General features: G+C 62.5%; 15 protein-coding genes and 1 pseudogene. 8 read left to right on the forward strand and 8 right to left on the reverse strand.

Features of this window, described 5'->3' with window-relative positions:
• The coding region (locus EOA86_RS04105) for a peroxidase family protein (protein WP_348633324.1) at nucleotides 1-567 on the reverse strand (567 nt) is incomplete at its 3' end.
• Nucleotides 568-704: 137 nt separating this feature from the next.
• On the opposite strand from EOA86_RS04105, the gene EOA86_RS04110 reads away from it, so the two are divergent.
• The 7 genes from EOA86_RS04110 to EOA86_RS04140 all read left to right on the forward strand — a co-directional run bounded on the left by EOA86_RS04110 (nucleotide 705) and on the right by EOA86_RS04140 (nucleotide 7,283).
• A complete protein-coding gene (locus tag EOA86_RS04110) occupies nucleotides 705-1,613 on the forward strand; it encodes a hydrogen peroxide-inducible genes activator (RefSeq protein ID WP_127211083.1) in 909 nt (302 codons plus the stop codon).
• A gap of 331 nt (nucleotides 1,614-1,944) precedes the next feature.
• Complete coding sequence (locus EOA86_RS04115) at nucleotides 1,945-3,075, forward strand: TRAP transporter substrate-binding protein (RefSeq protein ID WP_065010811.1); 1,131 nt, start codon at nucleotides 1,945-1,947, stop codon at nucleotides 3,073-3,075.
• 69 nt (nucleotides 3,076-3,144) lie between these two features.
• Entirely contained in the window at nucleotides 3,145-3,792 is a 648-nt protein-coding gene (locus tag EOA86_RS04120; RefSeq protein WP_127211084.1) for a TRAP transporter small permease subunit, read from the forward strand.
• Nucleotides 3,789-5,210, forward strand: a complete 1,422-nt coding sequence (locus EOA86_RS04125; RefSeq protein WP_127211085.1) for a TRAP transporter large permease subunit — start codon at nucleotides 3,789-3,791, stop codon at nucleotides 5,208-5,210. The genes EOA86_RS04120 and EOA86_RS04125 overlap by 4 nt, the downstream gene beginning before the upstream one ends.
• 397 nt (nucleotides 5,211-5,607) lie before the next feature.
• Nucleotides 5,608-6,132, forward strand: coding sequence for a hypothetical protein (locus EOA86_RS04130; protein ID WP_128340780.1), 525 nt, complete (start codon nucleotides 5,608-5,610; stop codon nucleotides 6,130-6,132).
• 53 nt (nucleotides 6,133-6,185) lie between these two features.
• Nucleotides 6,186-6,536 carry an SDR family NAD(P)-dependent oxidoreductase gene (locus EOA86_RS04135; protein WP_127212744.1) on the forward strand — a complete coding sequence of 117 codons (351 nt, stop codon included), beginning with the start codon at nucleotides 6,186-6,188 and terminating at the stop codon, nucleotides 6,534-6,536.
• Nucleotides 6,537-6,569: 33 nt separating this feature from the next.
• The gene (locus tag EOA86_RS04140; RefSeq protein WP_128340781.1) at nucleotides 6,570-7,283 is read left to right on the forward strand and encodes a haloacid dehalogenase type II; all 714 of its coding nucleotides are present in this window, start codon (nucleotides 6,570-6,572) and stop codon (nucleotides 7,281-7,283) included.
• 52 nt (nucleotides 7,284-7,335) lie between these two features.
• Here the strand turns inward: EOA86_RS04140 and EOA86_RS41420 are convergent.
• The 6 genes and pseudogenes from EOA86_RS41420 to hisS all read right to left on the reverse strand — a co-directional run.
• A pseudogene (locus tag EOA86_RS41420) lies at nucleotides 7,336-7,578 on the reverse strand (ionic transporter); the annotation flags it as partial.
• 132 nt (nucleotides 7,579-7,710) lie between these two features.
• Nucleotides 7,711-8,184: a VOC family protein gene (locus tag EOA86_RS04155; RefSeq protein ID WP_065010942.1), complete on the reverse strand. Its 474-nt coding sequence runs from the start codon at nucleotides 8,182-8,184 to the stop codon at nucleotides 7,711-7,713.
• Nucleotides 8,185-8,347: 163 nt separating this feature from the next.
• Nucleotides 8,348-10,120 (reverse strand): AMP-binding protein, encoded by a 1,773-nt coding sequence (locus EOA86_RS04160; protein WP_128340782.1) that lies wholly within the window; start codon nucleotides 10,118-10,120, stop codon nucleotides 8,348-8,350.
• A gap of 131 nt (nucleotides 10,121-10,251) precedes the next feature.
• Complete coding sequence (gene hisG / locus EOA86_RS04165) at nucleotides 10,252-10,956, reverse strand: ATP phosphoribosyltransferase (RefSeq protein ID WP_128340783.1); 705 nt, start codon at nucleotides 10,954-10,956, stop codon at nucleotides 10,252-10,254.
• Nucleotides 10,953-12,074 (reverse strand): ATP phosphoribosyltransferase regulatory subunit, encoded by a 1,122-nt coding sequence (locus EOA86_RS04170; RefSeq protein ID WP_127210584.1) that lies wholly within the window; start codon nucleotides 12,072-12,074, stop codon nucleotides 10,953-10,955. The genes hisG and EOA86_RS04170 overlap by 4 nt, the downstream gene beginning before the upstream one ends.
• Nucleotides 12,075-12,338: 264 nt before the next feature.
• On the reverse strand, nucleotides 12,339-13,838 hold the full coding sequence (hisS, locus tag EOA86_RS04175; RefSeq protein ID WP_128340784.1) for a histidine--tRNA ligase: 1,500 nt from the start codon (nucleotides 13,836-13,838) through the stop codon (nucleotides 12,339-12,341).
• Nucleotides 13,839-14,035: 197 nt separating this feature from the next.
• Between hisS and EOA86_RS04180 the strand changes: the two genes are divergently transcribed.
• A complete protein-coding gene (locus EOA86_RS04180; protein WP_127210586.1) occupies nucleotides 14,036-14,287 on the forward strand; it encodes a hypothetical protein in 252 nt (83 codons plus the stop codon).
• Between the two features lie 29 nt (nucleotides 14,288-14,316).
• Here the strand turns inward: EOA86_RS04180 and EOA86_RS04185 are convergent.
• A partial coding sequence (locus EOA86_RS04185) for a DNA-3-methyladenine glycosylase I (protein ID WP_164891549.1) occupies nucleotides 14,317-14,490 on the reverse strand: 174 nt, incomplete at its 5' end.

Genomic DNA, 14,490 nt, shown 5'->3' on the forward strand with positions numbered 1-14,490 from the left:
ACCCCAGTCCACATCCTGCTCGGGCTCCCAGACGTCGGCGCGGCCGCCGGCAAAGCCGAACGTCTTGAAGCCCATCGATTCCAGCGCGACATTGCCGGTGAGGATCAACAGGTCGGCCCAGGAAATTTTCCTGCCGTATTTCTGCTTGACCGGCCACAAGAGCCGCCGTGCCTTGTCGAGATTGGCGTTGTCCGGCCAGCTGTTGAGCGGCGCGAAACGCTGCTGGCCGGCGCCGGCGCCGCCACGGCCGTCGCCTATGCGATAAGTGCCGGCGCTGTGCCAGGCCATGCGGATGAAGAGCGGGCCGTAATGGCCGAAATCGGCCGGCCACCAATCCTGCGAATCGGTCATCACCTGGTGCAGGTCCTTGATGACCGCATCGAGATCGAGGCTGTTGAACTCCTTGGCGTAGTCGAAGTCCTCGCCCATCGGGTCCGAGAGGCTCGACTGCTGGTGGAGAACGGCAAGGTCAAGCTGGTTTGGCCACCAGTCACGGTTGGTCCTGCCGGCCGCCCCATGCGCGACCGGGCATTTGCCGGCGCTGTTGTCATCGGTCTTTGCGTCCATCGTTCTCTCCGATTCGTTGATTTTTGTTGATTTTCCGGGCGGGACTTGAGCCACGCCATTCTGGAATGGTTCCAGACTAGGCCGCATTGCCGATAAAAACAAATTGCCTTTAATGTTTGTTGCGATAGGCTTTCCTTATGATAGGCCTCACCGTCCGGCAGATGCAATATTTCGAGGCGCTGGCACAGACGCTGCATTTCGGCCGCGCGGCGAAGCTGGCCGGGGTCAGCCAGCCGGCGCTGTCGTCGCAGATCGCCGAGATGGAACTGCGGCTGAACTGCCGGTTGTTCGAGCGCGGCGGCAAATCGGTGCGGATGACCGACGAGGCACTGGCCATGCTGCCGCGGATCGAGCGCATTCTTGCCGACATCCGCGAGATCGAAACCACGGCCCGGCGCGGCCGCCCCGCCATGGAAGGGCGCTTCCGGCTCGGCATCATCCCGACAGTGGCGCCCTATCTCCTGCCGCATGTGTTGCCGGAGCTGAAACGGCATTTTCCGGCCTTGCAGCTCGAATTGCGCGAAGCGATGACCGCGTCGCTGGTCGAGGACACCGCCCTGGGAAAGCTCGACGCCTTCATTGCGGCGCTCCCCCTCGATCAGCCTGGGCTGATCACCGAGCCGCTTTTCTCCGACCGGTTCTTCCTTGCCGTGCCGGCCGGCGACCCCGCCTTCGCCTCGCCGCCGGTGCCGCCGGAAAGCCCGGCCTTGGAAAAGCTGATGCTGCTGGAGGAAGGCCACTGCCTGCGCGAACAGGCGCTTGCCGTCTGCGGCAGCGTGCGGCCGGTGGCAATGGCGAGCTATGGCGCAACCAGCCTGACGACGCTGCTGCAGATGGTGGCGCACGGGCTCGGCGTCACACTGATCCCGGAAATGGCCGCAGGGCCGGCCAGCGCCATGCGCGATTTGAAGATCGTGCCGTTCCAGGAACCGATGCCGCAGCGCACGATCTGCCTCGCCTGGCGGCGCAACAAGGTCCGGCACGACGAATGTCTCGAACTGGTCAAGATTATCCGCGGGCTGGATCAGGCGATGCTGGCGGCGTGAGGTAGAGGATCAGAGGGTCCGATTGACCTCAATCTCGTTTCCAAGCTGCGAGCAGGGGCCCATGCTTCCATAAACAGGGTCCTTTCGCGGACGGTCAACACTGGGGATCGTTACGACCGCCTTGGCAGCCTGCGCAGCAGTCCTACATTCGTTATGGGAACGAGATGGAGGATACGCGCCGACTACTAAAGTCGGATGCGGAAACACAGTGGCGCTTGTGCCGGACCAGATGCCCGAGGTCCGATGTCACCGGCAGCGAAATTGGTTGCGTGGAGGCCGAGTTTGCATATTCTGGTTGTGGCAGAAGAGTTTACAACAGTGGGAGGAGTAAATGTCCGACAAGAAAATCTCGCGTCGCGGGTTCCTGGAAAAGTCCACCGCCATCACCGCCGGTGCGGCTGCAGCGACGACGCTCTCGGCCCCGGCGGTACTGGCGCAGGCGCCGGTGACCATCAAGATGCAGACCTCCTGGCCTGCGTCGGACATCTGGATGGATTTCGCGCGGCTATACATAGAGCGCGTCGAAAAGATGTCGGGCGGCCGGCTGAAGTTCGAGCTCCTGCCCGCGGGTGCGGTCGTGGGCGCGTTCCAGGTGCTGGATGGCGTCAATGACGGCGTCATCGACGCGGCGCATACCGTCCCCGTCTACTGGTACGGCAAGCACAAGGCCGCGTCGCTTTTCGGAACTGGCCCTGTGTTTGGCGGCAGCGCCACCACCATGCTCGCCTGGTTCCACCAGGGCGGCGGCAAGGATCTCTACCGCGAGCTGACGCAGGACATCATGGGCCTCAACGTGGTCGGCTTCTATGGCTTCCCGATGCCGGCGCAGCCGTTCGGCTGGTTCAAGAATCCTGTCACGACCACCGCCGAACTGCAGGGATTCAAGTATCGGACGGTGGGTCTTGCCGCCGATCTCATGCAGAACCTTGGCCTCAGCGTGGCGCAGCTGCCCGGCGGTGAAATCGTGCCGGCCATGGAGCGCGGGGTTATCGACGCCTTCGAATTCAACAATCCGTCATCCGACCTTCGCTTCGGTTCGCAGGACGTCGCCAAGAACTACATCTTGTCGTCCTACCATCAGGCGAGCGAGTCGTTCGAATTCCTGTTCAACAAGGACGTATTCGACGACCTCGACGACGATTTGAAGGCCATTCTCGAATATGGCGTGGAGGCGGCCAGCACCGCGACCACCGCAGTCGCCCTCGACAACTATTCGGCCGACCTGCAGAAACTGCAGACCGAGCACGGCGTCACCGTGCACCGCACCTCCAAGGAGATTCTCGACGCACAACTCCAGGCTTGGGACAAGATCATCCCGACGCTGGAGGCGGACGAGTTCATGAAGCGGGTGCTCGATAGCCAGCGCCAATGGGTCGAACGCGTTGTCTACTACGAGCTTATGAATTCAGCCGACCTGACACTGGCATACGAACATTACTTCCCAGGCAAGCTGAAGGTCTAATTCGCGCCTCCGCTTGGGCAAATCCGGCGGTCTTCCCGACAGCCGGATGTATCTGACGGAACCCGAGACATGCTCCGCTACATCGCATTCGCCGATGAACTTTCGGCATGGTTTGGAAAGGTGTTCGCGTGGAGCGTCGTCATCATGACGCTCGGCGTGAGCTATGAAGTTGTCGTGCGATACCTGTTCAGTGCGCCGACCGCGTGGGCATTCGACCTCAGCTACATGCTCTACGGCACCATGTTCATGATGGCTGGCGCTTACACCTTGTCGCGAGACGGGCATGTGCGCGGCGATTTCGTCTACCGTCTGTGGAGGCCGCGCGTGCAAGCGGCGGTCGAACTTGTCCTGTACTTCATCTTCTTCTTCCCAGGCGTGACGGCGTTGGTTCTGGCCGGATGGAAGTATGCCGCACGCAGCCTCCGCTATCTCGAGGTAAGCTCGAACAGTCCGGCCGGGATTCCGATCTTCCAGTTCAAGGCCGTCATCGTGGCGGCAGGCATCCTGCTCTTCGTTCAGGGGATTGCTCAGGTGTTCCGCTGCGTCGTCTGTCTGCGAACCGGAACATGGCCGCGCGCAGCTGAAGACGTGGAAGAGACCGAGAAGGTGCTGATGGAAGCCAAGACGCTCGATGTTCTGCATCACGGTTCGGAAGCAGTCGACCTCCCATTCCTTCACCCCGACAATCGCCCCGAACGCGACGGAGAAGACAGATGAGCGATCCTCAGGTCGCCGTTGCGATGCTGCTCATTCTACTTCTGGCGATCTTCCTTGGCTTCCCGGTTGCGTTCACGTTGATGGCGCTCGGGGTCGCCTTTGGCTACTACGCTTATTTAAATCCGGGACGCATGTGGCGCGCCTACGAACGGGCGGTTGAGGATGGTGCCGACGGCTGGACGCTTACGGAACATTGGATCGGCGGCTTCTTCAACAACCGCATTTTCGATCTGTTCGTGAATCAGACTTATTCAGTAATCTCGAACGATGTGCTGACCGCTATCCCGCTGTTCCTGTTCATGGGCTACATCGTCGAACGGGCCAATATCATCGAGCGCCTTTTCGGCACTCTCTATATCGCCACCCGGCACATTCCCGGCTCCATGGCGGTCGCCGCCCTCATCACCTGCACCCTTTTCGCAACGGCCACAGGCATCGTCGGCGCGGTCGTGACACTCATGGGCCTGCTGGCGTTTCCCGCCATGCTGAAGGCGCGTTACGACATCAGATATGCCTCGGGAGTGATCTGCGCGGGCGGAACCCTCGGTATCCTCATTCCGCCATCCATTCTGCTCATCGTCTATGGCGCGACGGCGGGTGTGTCGGTGGTTCGTATGTATGCGGCAGCCCTGCTTCCAGGACTGCTGCTTGCCGGCCTCTATCTGATCTATGTGGTGGCGAAGGCGGTGCTGCAGCCGCAGGTGGCGCCGAAGCCGACCCGAGACGAGGTAGGCCACTATTCGGTCCTGCAAATCAGCTGGATGCTGCTGACTTCCTTCGTCCCTCTGGCTGTCCTGATCCTCGCGGTGCTCGGCGCTATTCTCTTCGGCCTCGCCACGCCTTCGGAGGCTGCCGCTATCGGCGCGCTCGGCGGCGTGGTGCTGGCCGCCGCCTACCGCGCCCTGACGTGGCAACGCCTGAAGGAGTCGGTCTATCTGACGGCGCGCACGACCGCGATGGTGTGCTGGCTGTTCGTCGGCTCCGCCACCTTCGCCTCGGTCTTTGCCTATCTGGGAGGCCAGCAACTGATCAGCGATTTCGTCACCGGCCTCGACATGTCGCCGCTGATGTTTCTGATCGTCGCCCAGATCATCATCTTCATCCTGGGCTGGCCGCTGGAATGGACCGAGATTATCGTTATCTTCATTCCGATCTTCCTGCCGCTGTTGGCGCATTTCGAGATCGATCCGCTGTTTTTCGGCGTGCTCGTCGCGGTCAACCTTCAGACGGCCTTTCTGTCGCCGCCCATGGCGATGTCGGCCTACTACCTCAAGGGCATTTCGCCGCCGCATGTTCAGCTTTCGGATATTTTCCGCGGAATGATGCCCTACATGCTGATCGTTATCCTGTGCATGGTCATCATCTACATTTTCCCGCAGATCGTGTACGGGCTGCCCAACCTGATCTACGGAGGCTGAGACGGGGATGCCGCGGCGAGTGGAGCACAATAGATGAACTTGAGCCGCTTCCTGGCCGTCTTGGCGTTTGTTGTCTTTCTGGCGTTTTTCGGCATCGTAATCCGGTTCGTCCCGCATCCCGATCTAGGCGTTGCGGTCGGCATCGGCGTCCTCCTTGCGGGCTACGACCTATGGAGCCAGCTAAGGTCTCGCGCGAGGTAATAGCTGGATTGGGGGCGGTCGCGGGGAAGCTGCATGGCTGCAGCGTCGATGCGGGCGAAGGCCGAACCGTCCGCTCAGCGTGAGAACATCAACTTCAATCAAATCCTCGTGAGTTGCGCCGAACGCCCGGAACCGCCGACGCGTGCCCGGCATTGGTTTTGCGGATGAGTCTGCGTCCAGAACAAGGAGCAGTGTTATGGCTTACCGTGATTACATCCACACGCCGGTGACGCCGCGCGACATCCGATGGGGACTCCAGCAGGGTGCCGTTGCGGGCATTGTCGCAGGCCTCGTCTTTGCGGCGCTTGAAATGACGGCGAGTGCGTTCATGATGGGGGCGGAAGCGTTTTTCACGCCCCTGCGCATGATCGGCGCCATTGCGCTTGGACCGGAAGCTCTCGATCCCGGCTACCCGCTCTTGACGGCCAGCATCGCTGGCGTGATCGTGCATTTGATCCTGGCCATCGTCTATGGGATCGTGTTTGGGGAGATTGCCGCAATGCTGCGAGGGCGAGCAGCCTTCATTGGTCTCGGCAGCATCTTTGGCCTCGCCTTGTGGCTCATCAATTTCTATGTGATCGCGCCGATCGCGTTCCCCTGGTTTCTGCAAGCAAGCCCGGTCGTACAGTTCATTGCCCACACATTCTTCTTCGGTACCGTCCTCGGCTGGTTCCTGTGGAAATCGCACGAGAGAAGCGGGCTCGAAGGACCGGCGGTTTAGCCTTTGCCCACACCGACCTGGCGCCGTCAGATTGAAGCGGAACGACGCCGGAGATCACCGGCGCTTCTGCTGGCATTGGGGGCGCTATTGTGCTGCGCCTCGCGCGGGAGGGTGCGAAGGTCGCTTTGATCGCCCGCGACAAGCCCGCTCTGAGCCAGCTGACAGTGGAAATCGAAGGTGAGGGCGGCGAGGCTCTCGCCATAGCCGCCGATGTTTCCGACGCCCAAGTATTCGCAGCCGCCGACGAGATCGAGTCAGCACTGGGGCCGATCGACGGCAACCGCTCAATGTCATGTCCAACGATCTGGCGTAGAAAAGCGGACGGCTGGCTGCCCTACAACGATCAGGTTTTCGACTATCTCAAGCGGCAGCTCGACAAGATCGACCCCTCTTACCGCGACTGACGGCCCCCCAATCGACGAGCATGGAGAGCTAAAGTGACGAAAGTTGAGGTATTGTTCTTCGACGTCCTGGGGACCGTTGTCGATTGGCGCGGCAGCATAGCGGCGGAGGCAAGTTCTTTTCTGAAGCGCCACGATGCTTTGCATATCGACGCTAGTGCTTTTGCCGATGCTTGGGTCGGACGCTATGACGCATCGGTTGAAGCCGTTCGCTGCGGTCGGCGGCCCTTTGTCCCGCTCGATCTGCTCAACATGGAGAACCTGGAAGCCTGTCTGAAAGGATACGGGTTGATGCCATCGGCTGTACCGAGCGCCGAACTGGAAAATCTCAATCTGGCCTGGCACCGCCTCAAGCCGTGGCCCGACTCGGTGGAGGGTCTTTTCAGATTGAAGGAACGCTTTATCGTCGCACCGCTGTCCGATGGGAACACCCGACTTCTGGTTGACATGGCAAAACATGCCGGGCTGCCATGGGATACGATCCTCGGCGCTGATGTCTCCGAGGCCTATAAGCCGATGCCACAGGTGTATCTTCGTGCCTGCGAGCTGCTGGGCGTGGAGCCGGACAGGGCGATGCTGGTTGCCGCCCACGAGGACGACCTGGACGCGGCGCGTCGATGCGGATTGAAGACGGCGTATGTCGTTCGCGCAAATGCGCATGACCCGTCGAAGGCTGCCGTTGCCAAGCCGCGCGACGGTTGGGAATACATGGCAAATGACTTGATCGAACTCGCTGCAGTTCTGAAGTAGGGTGCGAGGGCCGCTCCCGGCAGCCGGCAACAAAAAGGCCGCGTTGTCCGCAAAGAGTCAGCACCAGCGTGCCGTACGGCTCGCCTACACGCCGAGCCACCGCCTCGGCATGGTCGAGCACCACGAAAATGGTGATGAACATAATCGCACTCGAAAGCGCTCCGATAAGGATCCTGACGCTCAGCGAACCTTCGTCTACCGACAGCCCGCTGGCTCCGACTGCGACAGCCATTACCAGGGAAATGAAGGTGCGGAGCGGTCGAGTTGCCCGTATTGCAGAGCAAGCCAATGACATCGCCGACTTTCATCCGATCGCCCAGCTTGAAGCGAAGGCTGCCGCGCTGCGCAAGCTGGTGGCTGGACGGCCGCACTTGGGTGGCGAGCGGACAAGCTCTGGCAGCAATTGGCCGCAAATCGCGATGGAGCATCAACCGCGCCGCGCCGCCTCGATCGCGGCGACGTCGATTTTCACCATGGTCATCATGGCATCAAACGCGCGCTTTGCCTCGTCGCCGCCAGCCGCCATCGCGTCAGTCAGCACGCGCGGCGTGATTTGCCAGGAAATCCCCCATTTGTCTTTGCACCAGCCGCACACGCTCTCCTGGCCGCCGTTGCCGACAATGGCATTCCAATAGCGGTCGGTCTCCTCCTGATCATCGGTGGCGATCTGGAAAGAGAACGCTTCGTTGTGCTTGAACTCGGGACCCCCGTTGAGGCCGATACAAGGAAGGCCCGCGACTGTGAATTCGACCGTCAACACGTCGCCCTCTTTGCCGGCCGGGTAGTCACTGGGTGCACGGTGCACGGCACTCACCACGCTGTCAGGAAATATCTCGGAGTAGAAGCGGGCGGCAGCCTCGGCGTCCTTATCGTACCAGAGGCAAATCGTATTCTTTGCCATTGCAGGTTCCTTTCGCTTTGGGGCCGAGATTTCGGCCTTGTTTCCCCATCCGCCCTCTTCCGAAATAGGTAGCCAGCCGCTTTTCTCCACCCCGGAAGCATGCGTCTCGCGCGGCGTCGCAAAGGGCAGCCAACAGGACTACGATGCTCCGCCGGTCCGCCCTTCAGGCGGTCTTCGGCGTCACCAGCCCCAGTTCGTCAACCATCGCCTCGCGCATGAGAAACTTCTGCGGCTTGCCGGTCACCGTCATCGGCAATTCGGTGCGAAAGCGGATGTGGCGCGGGATCTTGTAATGGGCGATCTGGCCGGCGCAAAAGGCCTTGATCTCCTGCTCGGTGGCGATCTGGCCCGGCTTGAGCACAATCCACGCGCAAAGCTCCTCGCCATATTTCGGGTCGGGAATGCCGAACACCTGCACTTCCCTGACCTTGGGGTGGCGATAGAGGAACTCCTCGACCTCGCGCGGATAGACGTTCTCGCCGCCGCGAATGACCATGTCCTTGACCCGGCCGACGATGTTGCAATAGCCCTCGGCGTCGATGGTGGCGAGGTCGCCGGTGTGCATCCAGCCGTCGGGATCGATTGCCTCGCGGGTTTTTTTCTCGTCGTCCCAATAGCCCTTCATCACCGAATAGCCGCGTGTGCAGAGTTCGCCCGGCGCGCCGACCGCAACGGTGACGCCATCGGCATCGATCGCCCTGACCTCGACATGGGGATGGACACGACCGACCGTCGAGACGCGTTTTTCCAGTGGGTCGTCGACGCTGCTCTGGAACGACACCGGGCTGGTCTCGGTCATGCCATAGGCGATGGTCACCTCTGCCATATGCATCAGCGACACCACCTTCTTCATCACCTCGATCGGGCACGGCGAGCCGGCCATGATGCCGGTGCGCAGGCTGGTGAGATCGAAGGTGTCAAAATCCGGATGGTCGAGCAGGCCGACGAACATGGTCGGCACGCCGTAGAGGCCGGTGCAGCGCTCGCCCGCCACTGCCTTCAGCGTGGCGCCGGCATCGAAGCCCTCGCCCGGGAAGACCATGGTTGCGCCCTTGGTGACGCAGCCGATCGTGCCCATCGACATGCCGAAGCAGTGATAGAGCGGCACCGGGATGCACAACCGGTCCTCGACGGTCAGCCTGATCGCCGATGTGACGAAATTGCCGTTGTTGACGATGTTGTTGTGGGTCAGCGTCGCGCCCTTTGGCGCGCCTGTCGTGCCTGAGGTGAACTGGATGTTGATGGCGTCGCCGGGCTTCAGCCCCTCGGAGATCCGGTCGAGGCTGTCATGCTCGTCGCGTCCTGCCATGGCCAGGACGTCGGCGAAATTGAACATGCCGGGAGAATTCTCCTCGCCCATGCGGATGACGATCTTCAGCGCCGGCAATTTTTTCGCCTCGAGTTTGCCCGGCGTCGCAGTCGCGATCTCCGGCGCCAGCGTCTCGATCATGCCGAGATAGTCGGAGCTCTTGAATTTGACGGCCGTGACCAGCGCTCGGCAGCCAACCTTGTTCAGCGCATAATCGAGCTCGGTCAGCCGGTAGGCCGGGTTGATGTTGACCAGGATCAGGCCGATGCGCGCGGTGGCGAACTGCGTCACCAGCCATTCCCATCGGTTGGGCGACCAGATGCCGACGCGGTCGCCTTTTGCCAGGCCAAGCGCCAGGAAGCCTGCGGCCAGCGCGTCCACCGTGTCTGAAAGTTCGCTCCAGGTGAAGCGCTTGTCCTGGTCGACAAAGACGGCGGCATCGAGCGTGCCGTATTTGCTGACGGTATCGGAAAGCAGTGCCGGGATGGTCTGCTGCAGCAGCGGCATGGTGCGCTCGCCCGACACATGCGCCCTGCCGTCGACCGGCGCGACGAACGTGGCGCCATTGCGCGGACGGCGGCCGCGCAGACTGGTGGCATTCTTCAACTCGTCGAGATTGATCGGCATCGCCGTCTCCTCCACAGGCGACCGAGTCTATCAGCCTGCCGGGGTGGTGGAAATCCCGTTGATGGTACTGGAGCCGCGGCGATCCCTCCCCGTTGAGTGGAGGGTTCGGAGCGACGCGAGGCACCCTCCCTTCAAGGGGGAGGGATTGCGCCTGCCACCTTCGCCGCGAGGTCGCGCAAGATTGCCTCGTCCGCCGCCGTACGCAGCTTCCGCGATGCGACAAGGCAGGCCTGCGAGCGCAGAATGACGCCGTCGGCCAGCACCTTCAGATGGTTGGCGCGCAGCGTCGAGCCTGACGTGGTGATGTCGACGACGACATCGGCCAATCCCGCCGCCGGCGCGCCTTCGGTGGCGCCCAGGCTCTCCACGATGCGATAGACCTGGATACCGTGCTTTTGCGAAAAGAACTGCTGCGTCAGCCGCCAGTATTTGGTGGCGATCCTGAGCCGCCTGCCGTGGCGCTGTCGGAAATCGGCGGCGACATCGTCGAGATCGGCCATCGTATCGACATCGAGCCAGATGTCGGGCACCGCCACCACGACATCGGCGTTGCCGAAAGCGAGGCGGGCGACGATCTCCGCACGCGCCTCCCAATCGGCGAGGCTTTCGCGCAACAGATCCTCGCCGGTGATGCCGAGGTCGACCGAGCCCTGGCCGATCTCGCCTGATATTTCGGACGCCGACAGAAACGCCACCTCTACGCTCTCCACACCTTCGATGCGGGCGCGGTATTTACGCTCGTCGCCGGGCAGGCTGACGGCAAGCCCGGCCTTGGCCAGCACCTCCAGCGCCTGCTCCTTGAGCCGGCCCTTCGACGGGATCGCCAGCGTGATCATTGCGCCTTCTCCCGCAACGCTTCGATGCGGTCGAGCCAAACGGAAAAGCCGACGCCGGGGATCGGCGTTTTCGCGCCGAGCAGCGTCAGCAAGCGGTCATAGCGGCCGCCGCCGGCCAGCGGCCGGTCGCCGTTTTCCGCCGCGATCTCGAAGACCAGACCGGTGTAATAGTCGAGCGGACGACCGAAGGCGGCGTCGTAGCGGATTTTTGCCGTGGGCAGGCCAAGAGCTTCGATCGACTTTGCACGTGCGGAAAAATTGTCCAGCGCCGCGCCAAGCGAAAGCCCGGCGCCGGCCGCGAACGTTTCGAGCGCCTGTGCGGCGCCGTCAAGCGCTACGTCGATCGCCAGAAAATCCTTCAGCGCCGAAAACGCCTCGTTCGATAGCCGCACGCTGCGCAGTTCGGCCTTTTCGATGAGCCGCCTGGCAATGTCGGCCGGCGACCGCCCGGCCGACGCGGACAGACCCGCCTGCTCCATGCCGCCGGCGATGTGCGACGAAAGCCCTTCCAGGTCGCCATTGAGGACAAGGGCAGCGACTGGGCCGGCGAGCTGGCCGTTGCGTGTCGGGTTGGCGAGGTCGGCAAGCGCTGCCTCCAGCATCGCCGCCGAACCGAAAGCCCGCGCCAGCCGCATGCGCCAGCCGCGCGGCAGGCCGAGCGCGGCGAGCACCGCCTCGAATATGGTCTGGTCGCCGAGCGTGATCGCCAGTGCCTGGTCCGGCAGCACCAGCGAAAGCAGCGCATGCGCATCGGCCAGCGAACGAGCGTCGGCCTGTGCGATGTCGCCATCGCCGAGATCCTCGATGCCGGCCTGGAAGAACTCATTGCCGCCCTCGCGGCGCTGGCGAAACACCTCGCCGAGATAGGAATAACGGCGCGGCGTGCCGGCCTGGCTGGCAATGTGGTCTAGGCAGACCGGAATGGTGAACTCGGGCCGCAGGCAAAGTGTGAGGCCGGTCTCGCTTTCAGTGAGGAAAATGCGGCGGCGCAGATCCTCTCCCGCCATGTCGAGGAATGGGTCGGCTGGCTGCAGCACTGCCACCTCGACCGCATGCGTGTTTCGCGCGGCGAAGAGTTTTGTGATGTCTGATGCGATGGCGGGGTAGCGGGAGGTCATGGCAGGCGCCCTTCCCTTCTCCCAGTGTGGGAGAAGGTGGATTGGCGCGCAGCGGGTGCTGGACGGAGTGCGGAGGTTAGCGTTCTATGGCGCCCCCCTCTGTCCTGCCGGACATCTCCCCCACATGGGGGGAAATCGGCTGTCGTCGCCGCTTTCGCCAATCGCCGACACTGAACGGATGGAGCCGCCGGTGAAACTGGCGATCTCCCCCCATGTGGGGGAGATGTCCGGCAGGACAGAGGGGGGCGCGATGAAACGCGACCTCTACTTGCCACGCGCTCGCTCCTCGGCCTGCGCAGCGAGTATCTTCCTCACCTCGCCAACCAGCTCGCTCTCCGCCACCGTCACCTGCGCCGGGCGCGCGGCTCGCCATTCGGCGTTGTCGGCGATCTCCGCCGACATGCGGGCGCCCTCGATCAGGTCCTTGATCTGCACCTCTCCCTTGGCGCGCTCGTCGCCGCCCTGGATGATGGCGACGGGGCTGCCGCGACGGTCGGCATATTTGAGCTGCGCCTTCATGCCGGCGCCGCCGAGATACATTTCGGAGCGGATGCCGGCGGCACGCAACTCGGCCACCATCTTCTGGTAGCGGCCGAGGCTTTCGGTGTCCTTGTCCATGGTCAGCACGACGACCGGCGCGATGACATCCGACGTGTCGAGCTTGCTGAGGTTCTTCAGCGCCGTCATCAGCCTGGAGACGCCGATGGAAAAGCCGGTTGCCGGCACCGGCTCACCGCGAAAGCGCGAGACAAGGCCGTCATAACGCCCGCCGCCGCCGACCGAGCCGAAGCGCACGATCTGGCCGTCCTCGTTGGGGATCTCGGCCAGGAGCTCGGCTTCGTAGACCGGACCGGTATAATATTCGAGACCACGAACGACGGAACGATCCATAACTATTCGGTCTTCGCCATATCCAGCTGCCCTTACCAAGTCTTCAATGGTTGATAGTTCGGCAACGCCTTCGTTGAAGGACTGGCTGGCTCTCACTGCGGAGACCGGGTGTCTTAAATCGCCTAGCTCAGGCTTCGCCGTAGCGTGAAGGATTGCCTCAGCTTGAACGTTGTCCAGCCCGGCGCCCTTGGTAAAATCACCGCTCTCGTCCTTGCGTCCGGTGCCAAGCAGCAGACGAACCCCCTCGACCCCCAGCTTGTCCAGCTTGTCGATCGCCCGCAGCACCGTCAGCCGGCGGCCGACGTTCTCGTCGCCACCGAGGCCGATCGCCTCGAGCACGCCGTCGAGCACCTTGCGATTGTTGACCCTAATGACGTAGTCGCCGCGTTTGATGCCCAGCGCCTCCATCACGTCGGCCATCATCATCGCCATCTCGGCATCAGCCGCCACACCCGGCGTGCCGACCGTGTCGGCATCGAACTGCATGAACTGGCGAAAGCGGCCGGGGCCGGGCTTCTCGTTGCGGAACACCCAGCCGGAGCGGTAGCTGCGATAGGGTTTCGGCAGACGCTCAAAGTTCGCGGCGACGAAGCGGGCCATCGGCGCGGTCAAATCATAGCGCAGCGACAGCCACTGGTCATCGTCGTCCTGGAAGGAGAATACGCCCTCGTTCGGCCGATCCTGGTCGGGCAGGAATTTGCCCAGCGCATCGGTGTATTCGATCATCGGCTGGTCGACCGGCTCGAAGCCGTAAAGCTCATAGACCGCGCGGATCGTCGCCATCATCTTCTCGACGGCGCGGATGTCCTCGGCGCCGCGGTCGACAAGCCCGCGCGGCAGCCGCGCTTTCATCTTTTCCGATTTGTCGGCCATGGCATGGGTCTTTTTTGCTACGTAATCGATGACTTATTTCGAGTGGGCGTGTCCTAACCGAACCTGTCCGGACCGGCAAGGGTTTGCACCCTGCCTGAAACAAACCACGCGATAAACGAAACAATTCCGCCATAACCGCGGCATTGTGCCGACACAATCGCAGCCGATAAAGCGCGCCGAAACAAGGGGTTCGGGCCATGACCACGGCACGGGAATTCGACATCATCGACAGCGGTGCCCGCGATCTGCCCCGGCTGCGACGGGCCGATAGTCATGCACCGAGGCCGGCAGGCCAAACGGCGGGACCATTCGAGGTCGCCGCGGACGAGCGCAAACGACCGACCATGCGCGATGCGCTGATGACCGGCCTGCTGGTGATCTATCCGGCTTTTGCCACTGTGGCGGCCATCGTTGCCGCGCTTTTTCTGGCCGGCGCCGGCGGCGCTTGAGTTTTATCGCCCGCTTCGCGGTGAGGAAGCTACTTCGGCCGCTTGAACGCCCTGCGCTCCGCCTCGACCTGCTCGCGGCAGACACAGCCTTCGAGATGGTCGTTGACCAGCCCCATCGCCTGCATGAAGGCGTAGACCGTGGTCGGGCCGACAAAGCTCCAGCCGCGTTTCTTCAGCTCCTTCGAAATCCGCACAGAAACCGC

Source organism: Mesorhizobium sp. M5C.F.Ca.IN.020.32.2.1 (assembly GCF_004023105.1).
Taxonomy (GTDB): Bacteria; Pseudomonadota; Alphaproteobacteria; order Rhizobiales; family Rhizobiaceae; genus Mesorhizobium; species Mesorhizobium wenxiniae.

What these genes read in the sequence shown, in the direction of transcription:
- EOA86_RS04170 (WP_127210584.1), bottom strand. Translation starts at nt 12,074, where the DNA reads ATGACCTCCCGCTACCCCGCCATCGCATCAGACATCACAAAACTCTTC.
- EOA86_RS04160 (WP_128340782.1), bottom strand. Translation starts at nt 10,120, where the DNA reads ATGCCGATCAATCTCGACGAGTTGAAGAATGCCACCAGTCTGCGCGGC.
- EOA86_RS04115 (WP_065010811.1), top strand. Translation starts at nt 1,945, where the DNA reads ATGTCCGACAAGAAAATCTCGCGTCGCGGGTTCCTGGAAAAGTCCACC.
- hisG (WP_128340783.1), bottom strand. Translation starts at nt 10,956, where the DNA reads ATGATCACGCTGGCGATCCCGTCGAAGGGCCGGCTCAAGGAGCAGGCG.
- EOA86_RS04125 (WP_127211085.1), top strand. Translation starts at nt 3,789, where the DNA reads ATGAGCGATCCTCAGGTCGCCGTTGCGATGCTGCTCATTCTACTTCTG.
- EOA86_RS04130 (WP_128340780.1), top strand. Translation starts at nt 5,608, where the DNA reads ATGGCTTACCGTGATTACATCCACACGCCGGTGACGCCGCGCGACATC.
- hisS (WP_128340784.1), bottom strand. Translation starts at nt 13,838, where the DNA reads ATGGCCGACAAATCGGAAAAGATGAAAGCGCGGCTGCCGCGCGGGCTT.
- EOA86_RS04180 (WP_127210586.1), top strand. Translation starts at nt 14,036, where the DNA reads ATGACCACGGCACGGGAATTCGACATCATCGACAGCGGTGCCCGCGAT.
- EOA86_RS04110 (WP_127211083.1), top strand. Translation starts at nt 705, where the DNA reads ATGATAGGCCTCACCGTCCGGCAGATGCAATATTTCGAGGCGCTGGCA.
- EOA86_RS04120 (WP_127211084.1), top strand. Translation starts at nt 3,145, where the DNA reads ATGCTCCGCTACATCGCATTCGCCGATGAACTTTCGGCATGGTTTGGA.
- EOA86_RS04155 (WP_065010942.1), bottom strand. Translation starts at nt 8,184, where the DNA reads ATGGCAAAGAATACGATTTGCCTCTGGTACGATAAGGACGCCGAGGCT.